We start from the raw sequence: 21,389 nt of genomic DNA, 5'->3' as shown, positions 1-21,389 counted from the left end.
CCAGTTACTTGTGGTTTGAATTGTCGATCACGCCTCGGCGCCCAGCCGTTCCGGATCGATCCGCGCCTCGATTGCAGCCATCATGCGCCGAAGGTCGGCCATGAGCTCTTCCTCCGCCTCCAGCCCTATGCTCAGGCGCAGGATCAGGTCATCGCCCTCCCAGGTGGTCGCGGAACGGTTCGCCTTCACCGGCATCGGGGCCACCAGGCTTCGCGTCCCTCCCCAGGATGCTCCGATGGCAAAGGTCTTCAGCGCGTCGAGGGCTGCCGGAACGTGCTCGACAGCCTCAGGCACGAGGACGACACTGAAGACGCCGCTTGCCCCCGCGAAGTCGCGCTTCCAGATGTCGTGGCCGACCGAGGTCGGAAGAGCCGGATAGAGCACGCGCTGGACGAGCGGATGCTGCTCAAGCCAGGCGATCGCGATCATAGCACCTTGATGCGCATGCTTCATCCTCACACCCAGCGTCTCCATGCCGCGCAAGACCAGCGACGCGTCGTCGGGCGAGACGCCGATGCCCAGGCGCCCCATCGTGGAGCGGATGGCCTGGAAATGTGTCTCGGCGGCAACCGTGATGGACCCCATGAGGACATCCGAATGGCCGGAAATGTACTTCGTCAGCGCCTCGGTGACGATATCGGCACCGTGAAGCAGAGGCTTGAAGTTCAGCGGCGTCGCCCAGGTGTTGTCACATCCGACAAGCGCGCCGTGCCGGTGCGCGATCTCGGCGATCCGGGGCAGGTCCTGCACCTCCATGGTCGTAGAGCCCGGCGATTCGCACCAGACGATCTTTGTTCTCTCGTCGATTAGGCGTTCGACCTCCTCGGGCGAGGTCGGGTCGTAGTAGGCCGCGGTGATGCCGAACCTCGCAAGATCGTTGCTGGCAAAGTCGCGCACTGGCGGATAGGCCGTGTCGGCGATCAGGATACTGTCGCCCTCCTTCATGCGGGACAGCATCGCGATGGCATTCGCCGCCTGTCCCGACGAAACCAGAAGCGTGCGATAGCCCTGCTCGAGTTCGGTGATCTTGCGCTCCAGCGTCCGCGTCGTCGGCGTGCCGTAGAGGCCATAGGAATATCCGTCGGGGCCCCGCTGGCCCCTGTTCGCATAGGCCGCGGCATCCGGGAACACGATCGTCGAGCCGCGGTAGACGGCAGTACCCAGGGCATCGAAACCGTCTATCTTCAGCTTAGGCGTGATCACGCACCGGGTCTGGTCATCCATCGTTCAAAAAATCCCCTCGACTGCGAAGCGAAGAGACCACGTTGAAAGCTATTCTGTCCAATATTAAGATCGAGCCCCGTTATTCCCTGAGGTTATAATATGTCGATGAACCTGCGGCAGATCGAGGTGTTTCACGCCGTCATGAAGACGGGCACGGCGTCGCGCGCGGCCGAGATACTGCGGATATCGCAGCCCGCCGTTAGCAAGGCGATTCAGGAGTTGGAGCGGGTCATCGGCTTCCCGCTTTTTCATCGAATCAAGGGCCGGATGTCGCCTACTGCGGAAGGCAATCTCTTCTTCCGCGAGGTAGAGGCATCGTTTTCGGGCCTGGTGCACCTCAGAGGCACGGCCGCGCGGATCAGGGATTTCGGCTCCGGGGAAATCCGGGTCGCCAGCCTGTCGGCGCTCAGCACGAATGTCATGCCCAAGGCGCTGAAGAGCTTTCAAACGCGGCATCCCAACGTGGCCATCACTTTCCAGGCGCGCCTTTCATCGGAGGTGAAGGAACTTGTCGCCTCAGGCCAGTTCGATGTCGGGCTCGCGGCCGACGAGATCGACCTTGCCGGCGTGGAAGCCCGCACCTTCCAGAACTACAGGGTCGAAATCGCGATGCCCAAAGGGCACGCGCTGGCCGCCAAGGGAGTTATCCGGCCGGAAGACCTTGACGGCCAGCCGTTCATCGCACTGGCGCCGGAAGACACGACCCGACGCCAGGCCGAAGCGATCTTCTCCGACCGTGGCGTCCAGCCCAAAATCGTGCTGGAGACGCCCTATTCCACCACGATCTGTGCCATGGTGGATGCCGGATTGGGGTGCGGAATGGTCAACCCGCTGACCGCGTCGCCCTATCTGAACGGGAACGTGGTGCTTCGGCCGTTCGAACCGGAAATCTATTTCCGGACCCTGCTACTGTTGCCGCCGAACCGGCATCCGCCAAAAATCGTCAACGAGTTCGTTGAGCAACTTTTGATGGCTCGTTAGCCCAGCGACCCAACTCCTGGCCATTCTGTGCTCGAGGCTCTCATCCGACACTCCCAGGGTCAGCGTTTCGCCGCCTCAAAACCCAAGTGTGCTCACGTGGACCCCGTTCGGAACGGTTTCCTGACCGATTTGAGCCCGATGTTCGAGGCGCGCCGGCGCTAAACCGCCGCTGCCGCCCGCTCGAGCTTGTCCAGAACGAGGTCGAGCTCGGCATCGGTGATCGTCAGCGGTAGCGAAAGGCCGATGCTTACGGGCCCTTTGGAGGTGGTGGATAGGCCCTCGGCCATGCAGGCGCTGACGAGGCGAGAGGTGAACTCCGGCCCGGCAACCATACCACACGCGGCCGGATCGAACTCGACCGCAAGCAGCAGGCCACGCCCCCGCACGCCGATTATCGACGGCCTTCGCCGGGAGATCTCGGCAATGCGCTCAATGATCCGCGCCTCGAGTTCGGCGGCGCGCTCCACAAGCCCGTCGCGCTCGATGATTTCGATGGTGGTCAGGGCCGCCAGCGTGGTGAGCGGGTTCTTCTCGTGGGTGTAGTGGCCGAGATCGAGTTCCGGCGCCACATTGAGGCGCGCGTCCGCGACCACGGCCGCAATCGGCAAGATGCCGCCTCCCAGGCCCTTGCCCATGACCACGGCGTCGGGCACCGCGCCGACATGCTCGAAGGCGAAGAAGCGGCCGGTCTTGCCGAGGCCGGACGGAATCTCGTCGAAGATCAGCAGCGCGCCGTGCTGGTCGCACAGGCGGCGCACTTCCTGCCATAGCCCCGGCGGCGGCACATGGCAGTTCGAGCGGATCGGCTCGGCGATGACCGCGGCGATGCCTCCATCCGACTGCGCGAATGCACGGCACATGTCCTCAAGCATGCGCTCGGGCCCGTTGTCCGGCGCCCAGTATGGCGTCGCGTGCCAGCGCCCAGGCAGGAGCGGCCCGAGGCGGGCGTCGGGCCGGGCCTGCGTAAGGCCGAACGCGCCGAAGCCGTGGCCGTGATAGCAGCCTTCAAGCGAGATCGTTTCATGGCGGCCGGTGGCCACGCGCGCGAGCTTCAGCGCAATCTCGATCGCGTCGGATCCGCCGGTCGCGAAGAGCACCCTGGCCGGCGCCCCGGGCCAGCGCGCGAGCAGCTTTTCGGCAAGCGCGACGGCGGGCTCGTTGGTGAAGCGGCGGGGCGAGAAGGGCAGCGTCTCCAACTGCCGCTTCAGGGCCGCCACCACCTCGGGATGCCGGTGGCCTATGTGGTGGACGGTGTTGCCGTGCAGGTCGATGAAGCGCCGCCCATCAACATCCTCGAGCCAGATGCCTTCCGCCGCACGCAGCGCGGAGATGCATGGGCTCGACCCTTCCTGGTGGAAGAAGGCCGCGGCGTCGCGATCGACGAGGTTGTTTGGCATTGTCTTGCTCAGCGATTGTTCGTGGAGAAGCGAAGAAGCGGCGACCAGCGCCGCAGGGAGAGGCGACGGCTGACGAGGCTCTTGCGCTTCTCGATCAGCCAGGCGAGGCCCATGGCCGCGACCGCGAAAACCAGCAGCACCAGGCTCTTGGCGGCGGCGTAGCCATATTCGCCCGAATTGGCATGGTTGAAGATCGCGACCGATGCCAGCTTGTGATTGCCCGAGACCAGGAAGATCACCGAGGACAAGGTGGTCAGCGAGTCGATGAAGACATAGAGCATGCCGAGCAGGAGAGCCGGAAGCAGCATCGGCAGCGTTACGCGCACGAAGCGCGACACCAGGCCGGCGCCCAGGCTTTCCGCCGCTTCGTCGACGGACCGGTCCATGCGCTGCAGAGCCGCCCGTGCCGCGAGCACGCCGACGAACACATTCGCGAACAGGATGTTGAGCACGAGAATGGCCGACGTGCCGGTGAGCGACAGGCTATCGATGCCGAATGGAAGATTGAAGGCGACGATGTAGCCGATGCCGAAGATGATGCCGGGCAGGATCGCGGGCACCAGCGCCAGAAAGACGATGAGATTGGCGCCGGGCGGCCGCAGGCGCTCCACGACATAGGCGATCACGATGGCGAACAGCCCGCCGAGCGGCCCGGCGATTGCTGCGAGGCGAAGGCTGTCCCAGACATTGTCCAGCCCACGATCCGAACTTCCATAGCCGGTGCCGGCAAGCCCGACATCCACGCCGCTTTCGGAGAAGTAGCCGAGCGTCAGGCTCCAGTCGACGCCCCACACGCGGGTTACCGCGCCGAGCGCCATGGTGCCGTAGATCGCGAATATCAGGGCAACCACCGTACCGGCGATCGACGTCAGCGCGATGCGCCAGGACCGCGGCATGGACAGTTCCGAGCGACTGCTGGCGCTGGTGCTGGAATAGCCCTTGCGGCGGCCAAACATCTCGAGCCCGAGATAGAGCAGCAGGGAGGGAATGATGAGCCAGACGCACAGGGCGGCCGCGAGCGGCGTGTTCCGGTACGCGGTAATCTCGTCATAGACGACGCCGGCAAGCACCGGCGTGTCGCGGCCGAGGATCATCGGGTTGCCGAAATCCGTCAGGCTCATGATGAAGACGAGCACGACGGCGCGCTTGAAAGCCGGAAGGGCCATCGGCAGCGTGACGTGGCGAAAGGTGGTGAAATGGTTGGCGCCGAGGCCGGCGGCGGCTTCGTCGATACGGCCGTCCTGCCTGCGCATGACGTTGTCGAAAATGATCAGCGTGGCGGGAACGAAGGACAGCACCTGCGCCAGAACGACGCCGAAGAAGCCGTAGAGATTGGTCTCGTCGGCGTTGATGAGCCCGAGGCCCTGGTCGAGAAAGGTGTGCGTCACCAGCCCGCGGCGGCCAAACAGCATGACGGTGGCCGTGGCAATCAGCACCGGCGGTGCGACCAGCGGCATCAGGAAGGCCACGCGCATTGCGGATGGCCACGGCACGCCGCCGCAATTGATGCCGTAGGCGAGCGCGAAGGCCAGCGACACCGTGAAAACGACTGAAAAGCCGGCCAGCGTAAGGCTGTTGATGGCTGCGTTCCACAGATACGAATCCTGGAACGGCTTGAGGTAGTGGTCGAGGCCCCAACGGTCGTCAGTTCCGTTGCGCAATGTGTCGAATGCCTGCTGGCCAAGCTGATCCTTGACCTTGAACGCCAGCGCGGTGCGCTTGTGAAGCATCACATGGGCGATCGCGTAGTTGTCCTCGATGGTTGCCCGCAGGTCGGCCGGAAGGGCGGCCATGGCAGCCTCCATCGCCTTGGCCTGCTCTGAATAGGCGGCGCTGCGGTCCCATTCGATCGGGACCTCAGCGAGATTGAATGCAGCCGCCGTCGCCTCGACGCGCTCGGCCTCGGTCGCAGAATCGACCCATCGCTGAACCGTGCTGTCCCTCTCGGCCGGCGGCAACTCGGCGATTGCCTCCATCGTCACCGCCTTCAGGCGAGCCGGCGGCATCGTCCCGGAGATGACGAAGCTTTCCACGAGGACCATGCCGATCGGAACGGCGATGAAGACCGCCAGGAGAAACGCCACGACGCCGGTAACGACCGCGCGCGGCAACTGGCGCATGAAGCGCATCATGACCGGTTCTCGCCAGGGATGATCATCGCGCGCTGCGCGTCGGGCTTGAGCGAAACCATCATGCCGCGTGACCAGAGATGGGCGGCCTCATGCGAGGGCCGGTCCACGATAACGATGCGCCCGGACGCAAGCCTCACGCTGAGGCGAACGACAGGACCGAGGAAGGTGGTTGTCTCGATTTGGCCGGCAACGCCGCCGCCACCCTGCACGACCCCAATGTGCTCGGGCCGGTAGAGCACGGTGATGGTTTCACCGGGCGCCAGGTGAGGTCCCAGGACCAGCGGCCAGAAATCGCCCGACGAATCCAGCCCGCCTGCAACCACGCGCCCTTCGACGAGATTGGAGCTCCCGATGAACTGGGCCACGAACCGGGACTGCGGGCAGTGGTAGATCTCCGCCGGGGTTCCGATCTGTTCGATGCGCCCATTGCGCATCACGGCCACACGGTCCGACATCGCCAGGGCTTCTTCCTGGTCGTGCGTCACGTAGAGCGTGGTGATGCCGAGCCTGTCGACGATCGCGCGCAGCTCGTTGCGAAGCTTTACGCGGATGCGCGCATCCAGTGCCGACATCGGCTCGTCGAGCAGGAGCACTTCCGGGTCGCAAGCCAATGCGCGCGCCAGCGCCACGCGCTGTTGCTGGCCGCCCGACAGTTCATGCGGATATCGGTCGAGCAACCCGTCGATTTCGGCGAGTTGCGCGAGCTCGGCCACGCGCCGCTCGCGTTCCTTCCGGTCCCGAGAGCCTATCGTGAGCGCGAAGCCAATGTTGTCGGCGACCGTCTTCGTCGGGAACAATGCATAGGACTGGAAAACGAAGCCCATGCGGCGGCGAGCAGGCGGCATGTCGGTGACATCCTGCTCCGCCCTCGTTACGCGCCCGCCGTCCGGCTGGGCGAAGCCGGCGATGATCCTGAGCAGCGTAGTCTTGCCGCAACCGGAATCGCCGAGCAGGGTCACGAACTCGCCCTTGGCGAGTTCAAGTGTCACGTCGTCAACCGCACGGCCCTTGCCATAGGCCTTGACGACGTTGCGAACCGCCAGATGCGGCCGGCCCTCTGTGAGGGCCGGCTGCGACGGTGCAAAGCGAAGGGCCGCGTCCGCCATTACTGCTTCAGGATGCGGGTGGCGAAATCGCGCTTGAAGGCCGACATGTCGACCGGGCGGCGCATTTCCCACAGGGTGATGTCCTTGAGGTCGACGAGGCCGTAGCCGGGGGCGGCGGTAGCGCCAACGACCTTGCCCAGGACCTCGGCCGCGTCATTGCTGGCCATGAAGTCGAGGAAAATCTTGGCCTCGGTCGGGTTGGGGCCGCCCGCAACCAGGCCGCCCCCTTCCGTCACGTTGGGCGTGATGCGGCCGTAGACGATTTCCACGGGCTTGCCGGAGGACTTGGTCTGGAAGCAGGTGGTGTCGAATGTCAACCCGATCGAGACTTCGCCAGCGCCCGCCATGGCCGCACCGCCCGAGCCGCCATCCGAATACTGATAGACGTTCTCGTTGAGGTTCTCGACGAACGGCCAGCCGAACGCGTCGACGAAGGTCGACAGGATTGCGCCACCGGTTCCCGACTTGAGCGGCGACGGCAGGGCAATTTCCTTGCTGTACACCGGCTTGATCAGGTCTTCCCACGTCGTGGGCATGGGCAGGCCCTTCTGCTCCAGCCGCTCCTTGTTGACGACCATGCACATCGTGGTGGCGAAATACTTGTTGTAGAAGCCATCGGGATCGCGGAACTCGGGAGCGATCTTGGAGTCCTTCGGCTCATAGGGCTCGAACACACCGGCCTGCTTGAGCTGTTCGAGCGCGAAGTTGTTGACGAGATAGATCACGTCCGCCTGCGGCTTGGCCTTCTCGGCAATGGCGCGCTCGGCGATCGGGCCGGTGGAACCCGACACGAATTTCACTTCGATGTCCGGGTGCTTCTCGTTGAAAGCGCTGACCAGCGCGCTGTTGACGCTGTCGGAGGCGTTGTAGATGACGACCTCCGCGGCAAGGGACGTGCCGCTTGCCAATGTGACTGCGGTGGCAGCCAGAACGGCAATCCGCGCGATGTTGGAAATTGAACGGGTAGACATGAAAAACTCCGAGGCTGCGAGAACTTCTATGCTATAAGTTTCGCTAAATCGTGTGACACCCGTATGAACGTGAACTTATGCAGCCGCAGAAAATCGTCATGAACCTCGCCCAGCTCCGCGCCTTCCATGCCGTCGCCAGTCATCGCACCTTTTCTGCCGCCGCCCAGGCGTTGGGAGTGAGCCAGCCGGCCATCACCCAGCATGTGAAATCGCTGGAGGACGCGGTCGGAACCAGGCTCTTCATTCGCATGGCCGGAGGGGTGGAACTGACACCCGATGCCCTGGACCTGCTGCCAAGGGTCAGGCAGGTGATTCTCATGCTCGACGACATCGGGGCACGGGTGGATGGCGGGCGCAGCCTGGCCGTCGGGCACCTGGCAATCGGCCTGTGCGCGCCGTATGTGGCGATGCCCATCCTGGAGCGGTTTACCGCCGCACATCCGGGCGTGCGGCTCGACGTGCGGCTGGAAAACTCCAGCAGCCTGCTGGACCTGGTCGCGCAGAATCGAGTCGACGTCGCCATCGTGACGATGCCGACGCCGCACCCGGATTTCGCCTGCGACCTACTGGTCTGCCAGCAGGTGCAAATCCTTGTGCACGAGGGGCACCCCTGGTGGGACCGCAGTCACATCAACGCTCACGAGCTTCTCCGCCAGCGCCTTGTGACACGCGAGGCCGGCTCGATGACGCGTCAACTGTTCGAGGCGGCCCTGGCGAGCCAATCCATCGACATCCCACCGCATCTGGTTCTCGGCAGCCGGGAAGCCGTGAAGGAGGCCGTCGCAGCAGGAATCGGCATCGGTATCGTGCTCGATCAGGAACTGGGACGCGATCCGCGGCTGCGTGCCATTCCCATTTCCGATGTACGGATCACAGCAGGGGAATATCTGGTCGCACGGCAGGAAACCCGCTGCCTGGGTGCCGTTGCAGCCTTTGCCGCGGTTGCGCACGAGGTGTTCAAGGGGACAGACCCAGTGCTGGACTGACGTGCAGGGGACAGCCGCGTCCTCAAGCACTAAATGCCCGGGGGGTTACCCGCGGGGCCGGAAGGACCCGCGAATACCAAATGAGCTGGCGCGCCAAAGGAGCGCCAGCTCTTGCTCATCGCCGGATATCACCAAAATCGGGAGATACTCTCGATTGTTGGGCCGATACCAGGAGGGCTTCCTACCGCGGCTTGCGCAGCATCAGTCCTTGCAGTTCTGGTCGGCCTGAGCGGCTGCTGTCTTGCCGTGTTTCTGTTGCGACTCGACATCCTGCTGGGACGTGGCGAGGTCCTTGTTGCCTCCGCCCTGTTTGGAAGCCAGTGGCATCGTGTCGCCGGTCTTCTGCGCAGGTTTGCCCGCATCGCGCTGCGGGGTTTCTAGCGGAGCATGCGTACCGTCCTTGGAAATGCCGGCCTGGCGATCGGGGCAAGCTGCAAATGTCGGTCCGCTGGTAAGCGCCATGAGGCAGCATGCCGCTACAGTTGCAATCAGCGCTTTCATGTCATGATCCCTTTGCTGGTTGGGACAGGAGCAGCACAACCGATGGCGACGGCCGTTGTTCCAAATTAATTTGCCAGGCCAACGGAGCGGTCGCAGAGCAAACCGCACGTCCTGAAAGCCAGCTGCCCCGCTGCTTTGCACCTGAATATAGCCGCAGATTCGCGCCGGCCGGGTTCCATGATAGTCCTTCCCGCCAAGGCTGGTTCCTCTGTTGGGGTAAGCTGCGCTGCGTCAGGCTCATCTTTCGCTTGTCAGCATTTTTCCCGACTTGCTCAGTCCGTCGCCGGTCTGAGACGCTCATGGCGCCGCGGGATCAACCGCGGCTCTGGAGGGTAATCACGATGGCTGGGAAGCTGGACGTGGTAGAGGAGCTGCTTGTGCTGGCAAGAGACCCGGAACCGTTCACCCGGGACGATCTGGCGGAGATTGCCCTGGTCGCCGCAACCGAGATCATAAAGCTCCGGCGCTACGACGCCTGGCTTGAACGACCCCAAAGCAAGCGCCCTCGCCAGCGCAGGCAGGTGTCGCCGCAACCGTCCTCCTGAGCCTCGAAGTTCCGGCCCTGGCGCGACGAACGGGAGGAAGAAATGAAGGCGTCGTCGACAAGCTTTCGCACAGCGGTGCTGCTGGCTCTGGTCGGCATGGTGTGGGGTATCGTCATGGCGATCTCGCAGGATCACTCCACCATGCCGGCGCATGCTCACCTGAACCTGCTTGGCTGGGTATCGCTTTTCCTTTTCGGAATATTCTATCGGCTCAACCCGGGCATCGACCGAAGCCGCAGCGCGCGGATCCAAGTGGGTGTCTGGATAGTGGCCACGGTGGTACTCACGACAGGCGTGGCGCTCGAACATTCAGGAAATCCCGCTGGCGACCCCATCGCGGCCATCGGCTCCCTTGCCGTGCTCGCCGACATGGTGCTCTTCGGCTGGCTTGTGCTGCGGCATGAGCGAAATGCCGATGTGGTCGGTTCCAAACCGATGCCGGCGGAATAGCCAACGCAAGAGAACTCATTGCGGCCGCTGTGTCCGCGTGCGGTAAAAGCAAAGAGCCTGCCGAGTGGAACTCAGACAGGCTCTTTATGTATAGCCACCTACCCCTAGTTGGCTCTGCCTTAATAACGGCATTCTCACAAAATGGTTCCGGCCAAGGTGAAAAAATGCGGCAGGCCAGAGGCGCCCTTTCGAAGATTGTTACCGCTGACCTCCTCAGGCGCTTTTGGGTCTCTTCTGAGAGCGGGCGGCACGCGCTGCAGCCTTGGCTGATGTGTTCAGCGACACGGCGGCGCGAATGAGCGCCTTCAGCGCCTCCTCATCGAGGCTGTCGGCCTCGTGGAAATCGATGGCTCGCCGGGTGTTGCCCTCCAGGCTGGAGTTGAAGAGGCCTGAGGGGTCCTCCAGCGAAGCACCCTTGGCGAAAGTCATCTTCACGACCTTCTTGTAGGTCTCGCCGGTGCAGATGATGCCATCGTGCGACCACACCGGAACCCCTCGCCACTTCCACTCCTCGACCGCTTCGGGGTCGGCCTGCCTGATGAGATTTCGGATGCGGGCAAGCATTTCGCCGCGCCAATCACCGAGCTCCTTGATTCTCGCATCGATCAGCTGCGAGGGAGACGCTCCCCCTTCAATCGAACCGCTCGCCATCATGCTTGCTTCGCCTTCTCCATCGTGGTTGTCACTCTAGCCTCCGCGCATGGGTCGCTCACATCCGTTCGCCAGGCAGTTGGCTGGCCTGCTTGACCCAGGCGGCGAGTTGAGCTTCGTCGACCCGGTCGTCCTCATGGATATGGAGGTAGCGCGTCTCCTTGCTCCTGGATTCGCCGGGAGGAACAGGATGCAGCGACGTGCCGCGGAAGAAGGCCACTTTCACATATCTGGTGAAGCAGTGAATGCCGAGGAACCAGCCCTGGCCTTCCACTCCATACAAGGGCGAGTTCCATTTGACGGCCTTGCGCACCCCCGGAACGGTACGCACGATCAGCTCGTCGAGGCGGCGTCCCACTTCGCTCTTCCAGCCGGGCATGGCGGCGATATAGGCCTGGACGGGAGCGTCGCCCTCGCCTTTCGCGATTTGAGGGTTGCCGCCCGAGAGCAGGGCCGGCTTTGCAGCGGCCTGGCCGGCGGCCTTGGGCGAGTCGGCGGGCGTCTTTCTAGCCATTGCGTGCTTCCCCAGAGAGACGCAGAGGATACTTCGATTCTTGGCGATGTCGACCCGGCCGCCGAGCGGGATCGCTACTCGGTCGGTGTCAGGGATTCCAGAAACGCGATCAGGTTGGCCTGCTCCTCGGCCGTCAGGTCGAGCTGGCGCAACTCGCTGTGCCCGGCCGGAGCGGCCGGCGCGGCATTGTAGTGCGCTACCGCCTCGGCCAGGCTGGCGATCTGGCCTGCATGCATGTACGGCGCCCGCCCGGCGACATCGCGCAGCGACGGCGTCTTGAACGCGCGCACAAGCTCCTCTCCTTCCGTTTTCATGAACGCGAGCTCCGGGCACTCGGCAGGTGCCGCATCGCTGAACTCACCGAGACAGTTGAAGGGGTTCTGGCGGACCTTGGAAGCACCGTCCATTCGGCCGACATCCTCCGGCAGCCCCGGTACGGAAGCCACGCCCGTGTTGTGGAAGTCGTTGTCGGTAAACAGCGGACCGTTGTGGCAATTGATGCAGCTGGCCTTGCCGATGAACAGCCGCAAGCCTTCGATTTGCGCGGGCGACAGTGCCTTGGAGGGCTTGCCCGCCGCCAGGGCATCGGCATACCGGTCGAATCTGGACGCGGCAGGCATGATGGTGCGCTCGAACGCGGCGATCGCCTTGCCCACATTGCTGAAGGCGCGGTCGACCGAGGTGTCGCCGGGGGCCACGCCGAATACGTCGGCATAGGCTTCGGCATAGTGCTTGGCCACGGTCGCCACGATGTCGGCGCGATTGCTTCCATGTTCGACAGGGCTCTCCAGCGGCCCCAGCGCCTGGGCCCACTGGCTGTCGGTGCGCCCGTCCCAGAACAGCCAGGGGCTGTAGGCCGTGCCGGCGATGGGCATGGCGCGGCGCGTGGTCGTGCCAATGCCCTGAGCGAGCGGCTTGCTGTCCTGAAACTGCTTGTCCGGAAGGTGGCAGGTCGCGCACGCGACCTGGCCATTGGCGCTGAGGCGGGTGTCGAAGAACAGCGCTTTTCCCAAGGCCGCGGCAGCGGGCATGTCCGCAACGGCGTTGGACGGGTCGGGCGGCAGCGGCGGCAGGGCGCCGAGCGAGAGCGACGCTATGCGCTGGCGCTCTTCCGCCGACCACGGGCTGCCTTGGCCAAGATAAAAAAAGGCCGTGGCAGCCAGCGCGACCAGGGCAATCAGAGCCACGGCCCGGATGGGAAATAAGGTGCCGCGCATGGTCAGAGCGCCAGGTTGAAGACGGCGGTGTCAGCGCCCGCCGCGCCATTGATCTTCACTTCGATGCGCCACCAGCCCGGCATGTTGAATCTGACGCCGCTGACGACCTTGCGCCCGGAAGTATCCTGGCCAGTCACGCGAGGCACGGAAGGCAGCCCGTGTCCGTGCTGTGGCATGCCGCCGTCAAACTCGATCTCGGCCTTTGCCGGGCGGCCGTTGGGACCTGTGACGGCGACGGTCCATTCATGCATTTTGCCTACCGGGATCGGGTCGATGCCGGGGGCTACGGTGACGAGGTAATGACCGGCATTCGAGGCGTGCGAACGGCTGTAATCCAGTCCTGCCGGCGGCTTGCCGGCCATGGCCAGTGAGATGCCGCCTGCAACCAGAACCGCGGCGGCAGGGATGAACCAGAACGTCTTGCGAAACATGTGCCTTGTCCTTTCGAGCATTGGGTGGCGCTCGAATAGAGAAGACAGCGGGGAAACACTTGAACGAAGGGGCTGGATCTACGCGATTTGTTGCTGCAGCTGCGCGGTCGTGTCGATCCGAATGGATGTAGGGGTCAGGCCGTACATCCGCCGGCAGGTGCGCGTCAGGTGTGCGGAATCCGCGAAATTTGCCGCATGGGCCGCTTCCGTCCACGAGTAGCCGCCGAACCCCATTTCGAGCGCGCGGTTCAGGCGCGCCCACAGCACAAATGGGCGGAAACCAATGCCGGTCTGTTCGACGAAGAGATGGCGCAGTCGCCCCTCGCTCAAATTCGCAACCGCGGCGACGTCGGCAAGGGACATAGGCTGGTCGAGGTGGCGTCCGATCCAGTCCATGGCCTGGAGGATGCGCGGATCGGCGGGGTGGCGAGGCGGCGCCGACCCCGCAAGGCCGGAGATGAATGCCAGCGCCTTCTGCGCCAACACCTCGTCGTCGACGCCCTGGTCATAGGCGCCGGCCAAATCGTCGACGTTCGCGTCGAGGGCCATGATCGGCCCGCCGTCGAAGCGTTCCAAAAGCGCTCGACCCAGCTGGCTTTCCGGTTCCAGCAGGATGTTGGCGATACGCCGGCCGGGTGCGCGGAACTCATGCGGTGCCCCCGGGCGCACGAGCGCTCCGTGCTCGTATTTGGACCAAGGCACACCGGCATCGAGCCGGAATTCCACCGGGCCGTCAAACCCCACCGCAAGCTGAATGGCGTGATGCGCATGCAGATCGACCGGAGCCACGGCGATCCCGATCCACAGGTTGCCGCCTCCCCAAAAGATGACACGCCCGATCCCGCTGACTTTCATGAGCGGACTGTAACCTTGGCGCGGCTCAAGTACAGCCCCGATGCAGGATTATCTGCGCTGATGTGCGCTGTGGGTTGCGAGATGACTGCGGAGCTAGAAGTTGGTTCGAGCGCGAAGCCAGCGTAGCCGCATCAGCCGGCAAAAATCGCCCACGGATCGCCGCACCTTCGACCACAATTCCGGCAGAGGCATCCCGACCGCTCCCCTGCGGTTCTTCAAGGGGCGGGCAATCGGCTTTTCGATCATCTCGTAGGCGGCCACGCCCACTCCGACGCCGGCGGCAACCGCAAGCGGCAGGGCCACGAGAACCGGAAGCGACAGCATCGCGGCAAGCTTGGCCACGACCGAAATCGCAAGACTGTGCCAGAGATAGATCGAGTACGAGGCATCGCCCAGATAGGCTGCAGGCCGAAATCCCTCGATGAGACCGCCGCGCTCGAGCGCCAGCGTGCCGATCACCAATGCCGCAGCCGCCGGGCCGAAAACCCAGGGCGTGAAGCCGGCGCCTGTCGCGCCGACGAAGGCAAAGCAAAGGAACGCCACCAGAACCAGCCCTAGCCCGGTGGTCGGCGCGGCGATCTTTTCATCAGTCCATGCCTTGCCGATCAATGCCCCGAGCAGGAATTCGAGAATGATCGGATCGGTGTAGGTGGCAAGCAGCGGGTTGCCGCTCTCGAGCAGCAAGCCAAGGGCCACGAGCCCGACCAGAACCGACGCCAGCGCGGCGAGCCGATGCCGTGAAGGCAGAAGCAGCGTTGCGGCAAACACGGCGTAGAAGAACATTTCGTAGTTCAGCGTCCAGCCCTGGACCAGCACCGGCCAGATCTCGCCGGTGCTGGGCGAGCGGTGCGGGATGAAGAACAGCGAGCCAAGGACATGGCCGAGCGTGAGCTTCAGATTGGGAAACAGGCCAAACAGCGCTCCGCCGACCATAACGACGGTGGCGATCCAGTAGACCGGCGCGATCCGCTCCAGGCGCTCGCGCAGGAAGCGTGTCGGCGCCACCGGCCGTGCCTGCGCGATCGTCCACATGATGAAGCCGCTGACCACGAAGAAGACGTCGACGCCCGCCGCGCCGATGGCGAAATGCGCGCCGCTGCGCTCGGCCGCGTGGAAGATCACCACCGCAAGCGCCGCCAGCGCGCGCAGGTATTGAATGCCGTAGAGCCTGTTCATCGGGCGTGCCGCAGACCGAGCGGTGCAGGGGTCGGCGAGGTCGCAACGAGGCGCCGCGTCGCCCGGGAGGTCGCAAGCAGGCCGGCGGTATAATAGAGCATGAAGGAGCCCACGGCGTAGGGATGGATGATGTCGACCTCGAAAAAGGAACGCACGAGGAGCATGGCGACCAGCCCGAAGGCGACATGGGAAGCAGCGTTGTCGCGGTCGTCCAGCAGCCGCAGCAGGTGCCCCGCCGGCACGCACAACACGATCACCGCCAGCAGCAGCAGGCCGACCGCGCCGAGTTCGACCAGTACCTCGATATAGGTGTTGTGGAAATGGAAGCCGCTGCGCGAACCGATGTAGAACTCCTGCCACAGCCGCTCGGCCTCGGAAAAACCCTGCACCCAATAGGCCTGGTAGCCTACGCCGAAGACGGGAGACTCGGCCCAGGCGGCGAGCCCCTCGCCCCAGAGATAGGTGCGGCCGGTGAGCGTCGAATCCTTGCCAAAGGCACCCAGCAGCAGGTCGATGCCGCCGACATTCAGGCCGACGAAGACGACGCACAGCGCAGCAACAAGGCCGGCCAGGAAGAACATTTTCCGCGTGCGCGGGGCAAACAGAAGCAGCGGGCGCAATGCAACCAGCATTCCGAGCGTGGCAGCCGTGGCGATGATGGAGGTGGCCGACTGCGAGGCCAGCAGCGCATAGCCGGCAAGCGCAAAGGTCGCGAGCGCCAGCAGGCCCCACACGCCACGCTCGCGCAGGATGAAAAGCGCGGCGAAGGCGAAATAGACGCCGAGCGAAGAAAAGAAGCCGAGCAGGTTCTTGGAGGAGAATGCGCCGACGAAGCTGTAGTCGCCGTCGAGCGGATCATAATGATAGCCACCGAAGGCCAGGGAATAGAGCACCACGAGGCACACGCCGGCGAGCGCGCCAAGCGTAAGCGTACGCACGCTGACGGTGCGCGCGGCAATCAGGGCGCAGACTATGTGCGACAGATATTGCACCCCTGCCCGCGCTGCCACGTTTGGCGCGGCCGACCAGAACAGCGACAGGCTGGCAAGCAGGCCGAAGGCGACGATCCAGTGGAACCTGGCGTAGTTGCCCAGCGAATGGCGATAGTCCACCGCGACCAGCGGCAGCCACAGCGCATAATAGAGCAGGATCGAAGCCTGCCCGAAACGCGTAGAATAGGCGAAGACGAAGATAGACAGCGCGATCGCGACGAAGCCGTACGCGAAATTGTGGTCCGGGCTGACGAAGCGAGCCTTGGCGATCTTCATGCGGCTGCGCTCAGCGCTCGGCCGGCATGGCGACGCCGACCTTGATGACATCGCCGGGCAGAACGGGCGTGTTCTCGTCTGCCGGGACCTCGCTTGCCTTGCCGTCCCTTTCGCGCACGATGACATAGGCGATAGTCGGCGCGTGCTGGCCCTTGGCACCCGCGGCTGCCTGCGGACCATGCGACAAGGCCTCGCCCATAAGATCCTTGTACATGGCTATCTTCAGGTTCAGCGCCTCGATGTCTGCCTCCGCCTGCTGGCGCGCCTGGGCGATCTCGGCGTCGCGATCGCTTTGCAAGTTTGAGGCATCCTGGGTGGCCTTGCTGATGTCCTGCCTGGCGCGCAGGATCGAGGTTTCCATGTCGAGCACCTTGCTCTCCAGGTCGGCAACCGAGCGCTCCAGCGACAGCACTCGGGAGTTCACCACCAGCCCGCGCTCGGCAAGATTGCCGATGCCGTCGAGTTCCTTGCGCGACAATTCCATCTGCCGGCTCTGGCTGGCGATCTTCTTCTCCAGCGAGGCCACCTCGTTCTGCAGCAGCGTCTTGAGATCGTTCAGCGCCGCCAGTTGCACCTGCAGCCGCTTTTCGCGCGCAGCTCTGAAGGCGGTCTCGTCGGCGATCAGCTTCTTGCCCGCCTCGGTCTGCTTCAGTTCCTCGGGGAAGTCGATTTCGGCCTGACCGGCCGCCTCGGCGATCAACCTTGCTCGGCGCGCCAGAAGCCCATCGCGCTGCGAGACAAAGACATCGTAGTTGCCGCGCGCGCTGATGAAATCTCTCTCGACGCGAATGCCGGCTTCGGCGCCACGCCGCAGCCCGCCGGCAAGGCTCACCGCCTTCAGAACGGTCAGGTCGGGCACATAGGCGTAGCGCCCCGGCGACTGCACATCGCCCGAGAGGAAGACGGGACGGTATTCGGCTATTTCGACCGAGGCTTCGGGCCTGTCGACGAGGCCCAGTCTCTGCTGGAGTTCCGCCCCCACGGCCGCGGCAATCTCTGCCGTGGTCTTGCCGGTGGTGGGCATTTCGCCGATGAAGGGCAGTGAGATAGAGCCCGATTGACCGATCGTGTATTCTCCGCTCAGCGACGACCAATCGCGCACGGCGCCTTCGGCGGTGCGCCATTCGACGACGCGGATGCGCAGCCTGTCCATCGCGCCGAGCCTGTAGTCCTCGGCCTGCGCGAGCGTCGGCGCCAGCCACGCGAGGAGCGAAATTGCGAGAATTGCGCGGGCGGAGCGGACGGCCGCGTGCCTTTCGAGACGTGTCTTTCTGATCTGTCCGGTCAAAACGTGCCTTTCCTGACGATTTTCCTTTGGGTCGCAGCGGGTCAGTAGCTGCCGCGCGACGACAGCACCGCGGGCACCGTCCTTGCGATGATCTTGAGGTCGAAGGTGAAGGACCAGTTCTCGACATAGTGCCGGTCGAAGGCGACGCGGGCATTGTAGGAGACGTCATTGCGGCCGCTGACCTGCCACAGCCCGGTAAGTCCCGGGCGCGTCGACAGATAGATGTCGGCCGCCGCACCGTAGAGTTTCAGCTCTTCCTCCACCACGGGCCGCGGCCCGACGATGCTCATTTCCCCGCGCAGGATATTGATGAGTTGCGGCAGTTCATCGAGGCTGAGCTTGCGCAGCACGGAGCCGACACGGGTGACGCGCGGATCGTCCTGCAGCTTGCGGGTGGCGTCCCACTCCGCGCGCAGATGCGGGTTTCGGGCGAGGTGCCCGGCCAGCACCTCATCGCCGTTTTCGACCATGGTGCGGAATTTCAGGCAGCGAAAGCATTCCCCCCCGCGCCCGATTCGGCGGTGGCCATAGACGATGCCGCCGCCATCGGACATTTTCACCAGCGCCGCCAGCATGAGCAGCAGCGGACTGAGCAACAGGAGCGCGGCGGCTGCGCCCAACACATCGAAACCGCGTTTGACAGCGCCGCCGATCGGGGGCTGCGCCTTGCATTTTGGGCTGATCCCGGGGGTCAAATTGGCCAGCTTGGCAGCATATTTCATATGGCAGCTCCGCAATAAAAATGGCTGTGACAATAAAAAATGCCGCACTGCAGCACGACGTCGGCGGTGCCCGGATAGGCCAAGTGTGTGATCGAAATCAGACGACCGGGAAATATCCGATCATATTTTGTAACAGTGGCTTACAATGCGCCCGTCTCACGACAGCAATTGTCGGCAAACACATGGCGAGGCATGCGCCGAAATCTAAGTAAAATATGATATTAAACTGTGAAATCCTCACAAAAAGCGGATTCATGCTAACAATTCGACGAATTTACACTAATATATATTGGCATTCGCGCCGATAAGTCCTGCAACCTCGAAAGAAAGCCGGACACCTTAACGATCGGTCCGAGTCATCCCGCCACCAGATTATCCGCGAAGATTCAGCCGCCAGCTGCGCTTTTGAAGCGGGAAAGGAAGTCCGCCGCCATGTTGCCGCGCGATTTGCCGTCCAATATAAATGGAACGCACGCCTCTTTGCGATAACGGCCGGTTTTCGAAGACTTCGAAGATAAATTCAGGCGCGCCGGCCTCGAAGAAGCGGTGCCTACTTGGGCGAAGGGCGACCGGGCATGATTTCCAGCGCATATGAGCGCGCAGACGGCACAAGGGCGTAGGCATGTCCTTCGTGCTGTTTTTCCGTGGCCTCGTCGGTGTGCTGATAGCGTTCGCGATCACCACCTACATCGTCACCCACTCGGTGTGGACCACTTTTATCCAGACCGTGATCTGCGCCGTTCTTCTGCAAGCCGGCTACTTTGCGGCTGTCCTGTTCATGATCTGGCGCGCGGGCCCCAAGCCCGCCCAAAGCGAGTCGAATGCCAAGGTTGATCAGCAAGCCTCAGCCGACGGCGACGTTCACGGCAAGGACGGCCACCTGCCCGGCGTACCGCCTTCGCCGCACCACTAGCGCCTTCCCCCACAACCCGGGTCACACAATCGCCTTTCGCAAATGCGAACGGTCCATCTTGCGATTCGAGCCCTGGCGGGCGGCAGTGCGAGATGGAGAGGCACGTGACATCAGGCCAGGCGCAAGTGTGCGTCATTATTGCAGCCATGAACGCCAGCGGCACGATTGCCCGCGCCATTGGCTCGGCGCTTCGCGAGCCCGAGGTCTGCGAGGTGCTGGTGGTCGACGACGGGTCGAGCGACGACACGGCGGAGGTTTCGATTGGCGCGGACGACGGCACGGGACGACTGCGGATCTTGCGGCTGGAAACCAACCGGGGGCCGGCCTTTGCCCGAAACCATGCCATTGCGCGCTCCACCGCGCCGCTGATTGCCATTCTCGATGCCGACGATTTCTTTCTTCCCGGCCGCTTCAAGACCTTGTTGGCGCAAGACGACTGGGACTTCGCCGCCGACAACATAGCTTTCATCGACGCGCGCATTGCGCATGTCGAGCCGCAGGTTGGCGCCTTCGCGCCTGAGCCACGCACCCTTGATCTGGCAGCCTTCATCGAAGGCAACATCTCGCGGCGCGGTGCCTCGCGCGGAGAGATCGGATTTCTGAAGCCGGTGATACGCCGCGGCTTCCTCGAAGCGCATGGGCTGCAGTACCGCGAGGAACTGCGGCTGGGCGAAGACTACGATCTTTATGCCCGCGCCCTGCTGCGGGGCGCGCGCTACAAGGTAGTTCATGCCTGCGGCTATGGCGCGGTGGTGCGCCACAATTCGCTAAGCGGGCAACACCGAACGCTCGACCTTAAACGGCTTTATGAAGCGGATCGCGCCATGCTCGCATCCGGCGAAGTGCCGGTTCATGCCCGGCGCTTGCTGGAGAAACACGAGCGCCACATCCGTGCCCGCTTTGAGCTGCGGCGATTTCTCGATGAAAAGAAGGAACGCGGGCTGATGCGGGCAGGCCTCCGCGCCCTGACGCGGCCGACCGCCCTGCCCGCCATTGTCGGCGGCGTCGCAGCCGACAAGCTCGAGGCGTTCAACACGAAGCGCGAGCCTGTGGAGGACGACGGACCTGCGCCGCTGCGCTACCTGCTCCCCGCCCGGCCCGCCGCTCAGAAATAGTCGCGACGAATTTCTTCCAGCACATGGCGCAGACGCTGCTTGCGCTCGGCAAGTGCTGCATCTGCGCTGAGCTGCGGGGTGGCGCGCCGCGCCTGCCACAAGGCGAGCGTGGAAGGCGCCGCCAGCACCTGCTTGGCCAGGCCGCGCAGGCCCGCCGAGCGCGGCGTCTCGGCGCGCGTCATCACCGGGCTTTCGTCGAACTCGCGGCTGTTCGGATTCTCGTTTTCCGAAACTTTGCTCTCGAACTCGATGCCCCAGAAGCGCGCGCCCTTGGTGATCGCCTCGGCGCGTGAGGAAATCGGCACGTGGCGCGGCCGATAGTCGACGCCAAGGCTCGCCGCCCAATCCTGCCACTTGAAGTTGTTGATGGAGCGGGACGTGCTGACCGCAACCCACGGCACGCGAAAGGCATCGGCAAGGATGGCCGCGTGCATGGATTCGGCCACCACCAGTTCGGCCTGTGCGATGGCGCGAATGACCGCCTTGGCCTCGCCGCACGGGTCGACATAGCCCAGCCCCGCGACCTGGCACACGACCGGCCAGATGCCGCCGACAGTGGATTCCCAATGCGGCACGAAGATCGCGCCGCCCGTCTTCGGCAGGTTCTGGAACTCCGGCATGTCCGCCACCATCACGGCGGGGTCGACGATGCCGAGGCCGTCGTCGATGCCGAGCTTGCCCGCCGTCAGCGGCCCGCGCACGCAGCGAATGTCCCATTCAAATGGATCGGAGAAATCGGGCAGGGAGCCATAGCCAAAGCCGCTGCCGATCACGAGCTTCCTCACGCCATGCGGCAGCAGCGCACGGTTGAGCACCGTGCCGACGCCGACGAGAAGCACGTCGGGATGAACCTCGCGAAAGCCCGGGAGCAGGAAGTCCCAGAGCCAGAGGTTGAGGTCGTCGCCGAAATTGCCGTGAGCGGATTCCCAGTAAAACGGATGCATGA

22 protein-coding genes are annotated in these 21,389 nt (G+C 63.9%); 6 read left to right on the top strand and 16 right to left on the bottom strand.

What is annotated here, in order from left to right:
• Positions 1–27 precede the first annotated feature (27 nt).
• Complete coding sequence (locus tag AC3A4H_RS16620; protein ID WP_487767689.1) at positions 28–1,224, bottom strand: trans-sulfuration enzyme family protein; 1,197 nt, start codon at positions 1,222–1,224, stop codon at positions 28–30.
• A 99-nt stretch (positions 1,225–1,323) separates the two neighbouring features.
• Between AC3A4H_RS16620 and AC3A4H_RS16615 the strand changes: the two genes are divergently transcribed.
• Positions 1,324–2,205, top strand: coding sequence for a LysR substrate-binding domain-containing protein (locus AC3A4H_RS16615; protein WP_487767688.1), 882 nt, complete (start codon positions 1,324–1,326; stop codon positions 2,203–2,205).
• Positions 2,206–2,363: 158 nt separating this feature from the next.
• Here the strand turns inward: AC3A4H_RS16615 and AC3A4H_RS16610 are convergent, their stop codons facing one another.
• The 4 genes from AC3A4H_RS16610 to AC3A4H_RS16595 are packed head-to-tail and all read right to left on the bottom strand — an operon-like array spanning position 2,364 to position 7,811.
• The gene (locus tag AC3A4H_RS16610) at positions 2,364–3,602 is read right to left on the bottom strand and encodes an aminotransferase class III-fold pyridoxal phosphate-dependent enzyme (RefSeq protein ID WP_487767687.1); all 1,239 of its coding nucleotides are present in this window, start codon (positions 3,600–3,602) and stop codon (positions 2,364–2,366) included.
• A gap of 8 nt (positions 3,603–3,610) precedes the next feature.
• Positions 3,611–5,734, bottom strand: coding sequence for an ABC transporter permease (locus AC3A4H_RS16605; protein WP_487767686.1), 2,124 nt, complete (start codon positions 5,732–5,734; stop codon positions 3,611–3,613).
• Positions 5,731–6,840: an ABC transporter ATP-binding protein gene (locus tag AC3A4H_RS16600; protein ID WP_487767685.1), complete on the bottom strand. Its 1,110-nt coding sequence runs from the start codon at positions 6,838–6,840 to the stop codon at positions 5,731–5,733. The genes AC3A4H_RS16605 and AC3A4H_RS16600 overlap by 4 nt, the downstream gene beginning before the upstream one ends.
• The gene (locus AC3A4H_RS16595) at positions 6,840–7,811 is read right to left on the bottom strand and encodes an extracellular solute-binding protein (RefSeq protein ID WP_487767684.1); all 972 of its coding nucleotides are present in this window, start codon (positions 7,809–7,811) and stop codon (positions 6,840–6,842) included. The genes AC3A4H_RS16600 and AC3A4H_RS16595 overlap by 1 nt, the downstream gene beginning before the upstream one ends.
• Before the next feature lie 98 nt (positions 7,812–7,909).
• Between AC3A4H_RS16595 and AC3A4H_RS16590 the strand changes: the two genes are divergently transcribed.
• Complete coding sequence (locus AC3A4H_RS16590; protein WP_487767683.1) at positions 7,910–8,797, top strand: LysR substrate-binding domain-containing protein; 888 nt, start codon at positions 7,910–7,912, stop codon at positions 8,795–8,797.
• A gap of 201 nt (positions 8,798–8,998) precedes the next feature.
• Here AC3A4H_RS16590 and AC3A4H_RS16585 read toward each other — a convergent pair whose 3' ends face one another.
• Complete coding sequence (locus tag AC3A4H_RS16585) at positions 8,999–9,298, bottom strand: hypothetical protein (RefSeq protein WP_487767682.1); 300 nt, start codon at positions 9,296–9,298, stop codon at positions 8,999–9,001.
• A 341-nt stretch (positions 9,299–9,639) separates the two neighbouring features.
• On the opposite strand from AC3A4H_RS16585, the gene AC3A4H_RS16580 reads away from it, so the two are divergent.
• Positions 9,640–9,843 carry a hypothetical protein gene (locus AC3A4H_RS16580; RefSeq protein ID WP_487767681.1) on the top strand — a complete coding sequence of 68 codons (204 nt, stop codon included), beginning with the start codon at positions 9,640–9,642 and terminating at the stop codon, positions 9,841–9,843.
• A 42-nt stretch (positions 9,844–9,885) separates the two neighbouring features.
• Positions 9,886–10,293, top strand: a complete 408-nt coding sequence (locus tag AC3A4H_RS16575) for a hypothetical protein (RefSeq protein WP_487767680.1) — start codon at positions 9,886–9,888, stop codon at positions 10,291–10,293.
• Positions 10,294–10,506: 213 nt separating this feature from the next.
• Here AC3A4H_RS16575 and AC3A4H_RS16570 read toward each other — a convergent pair whose 3' ends face one another.
• From AC3A4H_RS16570 to AC3A4H_RS16530, 9 genes are all read right to left on the bottom strand, one after another.
• Positions 10,507–10,947, bottom strand: coding sequence for a DUF1801 domain-containing protein (locus AC3A4H_RS16570; protein ID WP_487767679.1), 441 nt, complete (start codon positions 10,945–10,947; stop codon positions 10,507–10,509).
• 55 nt (positions 10,948–11,002) lie between these two features.
• Positions 11,003–11,458 carry a DUF1801 domain-containing protein gene (locus AC3A4H_RS16565; RefSeq protein ID WP_487767678.1) on the bottom strand — a complete coding sequence of 152 codons (456 nt, stop codon included), beginning with the start codon at positions 11,456–11,458 and terminating at the stop codon, positions 11,003–11,005.
• Between the two features lie 74 nt (positions 11,459–11,532).
• Positions 11,533–12,675: a cytochrome-c peroxidase gene (locus tag AC3A4H_RS16560; protein ID WP_487767677.1), complete on the bottom strand. Its 1,143-nt coding sequence runs from the start codon at positions 12,673–12,675 to the stop codon at positions 11,533–11,535.
• A gap of 2 nt (positions 12,676–12,677) precedes the next feature.
• On the bottom strand, positions 12,678–13,106 hold the full coding sequence (locus AC3A4H_RS16555; protein ID WP_487767676.1) for a FixH family protein: 429 nt from the start codon (positions 13,104–13,106) through the stop codon (positions 12,678–12,680).
• Between the two features lie 78 nt (positions 13,107–13,184).
• The gene (locus AC3A4H_RS16550; RefSeq protein WP_487767675.1) at positions 13,185–13,961 is read right to left on the bottom strand and encodes a helix-turn-helix domain-containing protein; all 777 of its coding nucleotides are present in this window, start codon (positions 13,959–13,961) and stop codon (positions 13,185–13,187) included.
• Positions 13,962–14,054: 93 nt separating this feature from the next.
• The gene (locus tag AC3A4H_RS16545) at positions 14,055–15,137 is read right to left on the bottom strand and encodes an acyltransferase family protein (protein WP_487767674.1); all 1,083 of its coding nucleotides are present in this window, start codon (positions 15,135–15,137) and stop codon (positions 14,055–14,057) included.
• On the bottom strand, positions 15,134–16,405 hold the full coding sequence (locus AC3A4H_RS16540) for an O-antigen ligase family protein (RefSeq protein WP_487767673.1): 1,272 nt from the start codon (positions 16,403–16,405) through the stop codon (positions 15,134–15,136). The genes AC3A4H_RS16545 and AC3A4H_RS16540 overlap by 4 nt, the downstream gene beginning before the upstream one ends.
• 10 nt (positions 16,406–16,415) lie before the next feature.
• Positions 16,416–17,681, bottom strand: coding sequence for a polysaccharide biosynthesis/export family protein (locus tag AC3A4H_RS16535; RefSeq protein ID WP_487767862.1), 1,266 nt, complete (start codon positions 17,679–17,681; stop codon positions 16,416–16,418).
• A gap of 53 nt (positions 17,682–17,734) precedes the next feature.
• A complete protein-coding gene (locus AC3A4H_RS16530) occupies positions 17,735–18,415 on the bottom strand; it encodes a sugar transferase (RefSeq protein ID WP_487767672.1) in 681 nt (226 codons plus the stop codon).
• 622 nt (positions 18,416–19,037) lie between these two features.
• Here AC3A4H_RS16530 and AC3A4H_RS16525 point away from each other — a divergent pair.
• Both AC3A4H_RS16525 and AC3A4H_RS16520 read left to right on the top strand, forming a co-directional pair.
• Positions 19,038–19,328, top strand: a complete 291-nt coding sequence (locus AC3A4H_RS16525) for an exopolysaccharide production repressor protein (protein ID WP_487767671.1) — start codon at positions 19,038–19,040, stop codon at positions 19,326–19,328.
• 104 nt (positions 19,329–19,432) lie between these two features.
• Positions 19,433–20,443: a glycosyltransferase family 2 protein gene (locus AC3A4H_RS16520; protein ID WP_487767670.1), complete on the top strand. Its 1,011-nt coding sequence runs from the start codon at positions 19,433–19,435 to the stop codon at positions 20,441–20,443.
• On the opposite strand, the gene AC3A4H_RS16515 is transcribed toward AC3A4H_RS16520, so the two are convergent.
• Positions 20,434–21,387 carry a polysaccharide pyruvyl transferase family protein gene (locus tag AC3A4H_RS16515; RefSeq protein ID WP_487767669.1) on the bottom strand — a complete coding sequence of 318 codons (954 nt, stop codon included), beginning with the start codon at positions 21,385–21,387 and terminating at the stop codon, positions 20,434–20,436. The two genes, AC3A4H_RS16520 and AC3A4H_RS16515, sit on opposite strands and share 10 nt — an antisense overlap.
• Positions 21,388–21,389 lie beyond the last annotated feature (2 nt).

It is taken from the genome of Pseudaminobacter sp. Soil_N_29 (assembly GCF_057656055.1).
Note: the sequence above shows the minus strand (reverse complement) of the source record. Positions and strands in the feature narration are given on the sequence as shown.

Excerpts from the sequence above, each read along its gene's own strand:
- AC3A4H_RS16575 (WP_487767680.1), top strand. The coding sequence starts at position 9,886 with ATGAAGGCGTCGTCGACAAGCTTTCGCACAGCGGTGCTGCTGGCTCTG.
- AC3A4H_RS16525 (WP_487767671.1), top strand. The coding sequence starts at position 19,038 with ATGTCCTTCGTGCTGTTTTTCCGTGGCCTCGTCGGTGTGCTGATAGCG.
- AC3A4H_RS16550 (WP_487767675.1), bottom strand. The coding sequence starts at position 13,961 with ATGAAAGTCAGCGGGATCGGGCGTGTCATCTTTTGGGGAGGCGGCAAC.
- AC3A4H_RS16605 (WP_487767686.1), bottom strand. The coding sequence starts at position 5,734 with ATGATGCGCTTCATGCGCCAGTTGCCGCGCGCGGTCGTTACCGGCGTC.
- AC3A4H_RS16620 (WP_487767689.1), bottom strand. The coding sequence starts at position 1,224 with ATGGATGACCAGACCCGGTGCGTGATCACGCCTAAGCTGAAGATAGAC.
- AC3A4H_RS16530 (WP_487767672.1), bottom strand. The coding sequence starts at position 18,415 with ATGAAATATGCTGCCAAGCTGGCCAATTTGACCCCCGGGATCAGCCCA.
- AC3A4H_RS16595 (WP_487767684.1), bottom strand. The coding sequence starts at position 7,811 with ATGTCTACCCGTTCAATTTCCAACATCGCGCGGATTGCCGTTCTGGCT.
- AC3A4H_RS16590 (WP_487767683.1), top strand. The coding sequence starts at position 7,910 with ATGAACCTCGCCCAGCTCCGCGCCTTCCATGCCGTCGCCAGTCATCGC.
- AC3A4H_RS16560 (WP_487767677.1), bottom strand. The coding sequence starts at position 12,675 with ATGCGCGGCACCTTATTTCCCATCCGGGCCGTGGCTCTGATTGCCCTG.
- AC3A4H_RS16515 (WP_487767669.1), bottom strand. The coding sequence starts at position 21,387 with ATGCATCCGTTTTACTGGGAATCCGCTCACGGCAATTTCGGCGACGAC.
- AC3A4H_RS16610 (WP_487767687.1), bottom strand. The coding sequence starts at position 3,602 with ATGCCAAACAACCTCGTCGATCGCGACGCCGCGGCCTTCTTCCACCAG.
- AC3A4H_RS16540 (WP_487767673.1), bottom strand. The coding sequence starts at position 16,405 with ATGAAGATCGCCAAGGCTCGCTTCGTCAGCCCGGACCACAATTTCGCG.
- AC3A4H_RS16615 (WP_487767688.1), top strand. The coding sequence starts at position 1,324 with ATGTCGATGAACCTGCGGCAGATCGAGGTGTTTCACGCCGTCATGAAG.
- AC3A4H_RS16555 (WP_487767676.1), bottom strand. The coding sequence starts at position 13,106 with ATGTTTCGCAAGACGTTCTGGTTCATCCCTGCCGCCGCGGTTCTGGTT.
- AC3A4H_RS16545 (WP_487767674.1), bottom strand. The coding sequence starts at position 15,137 with ATGAACAGGCTCTACGGCATTCAATACCTGCGCGCGCTGGCGGCGCTT.
- AC3A4H_RS16585 (WP_487767682.1), bottom strand. The coding sequence starts at position 9,298 with ATGAAAGCGCTGATTGCAACTGTAGCGGCATGCTGCCTCATGGCGCTT.
- AC3A4H_RS16600 (WP_487767685.1), bottom strand. The coding sequence starts at position 6,840 with ATGGCGGACGCGGCCCTTCGCTTTGCACCGTCGCAGCCGGCCCTCACA.
- AC3A4H_RS16580 (WP_487767681.1), top strand. The coding sequence starts at position 9,640 with ATGGCTGGGAAGCTGGACGTGGTAGAGGAGCTGCTTGTGCTGGCAAGA.
- AC3A4H_RS16570 (WP_487767679.1), bottom strand. The coding sequence starts at position 10,947 with ATGATGGCGAGCGGTTCGATTGAAGGGGGAGCGTCTCCCTCGCAGCTG.
- AC3A4H_RS16565 (WP_487767678.1), bottom strand. The coding sequence starts at position 11,458 with ATGGCTAGAAAGACGCCCGCCGACTCGCCCAAGGCCGCCGGCCAGGCC.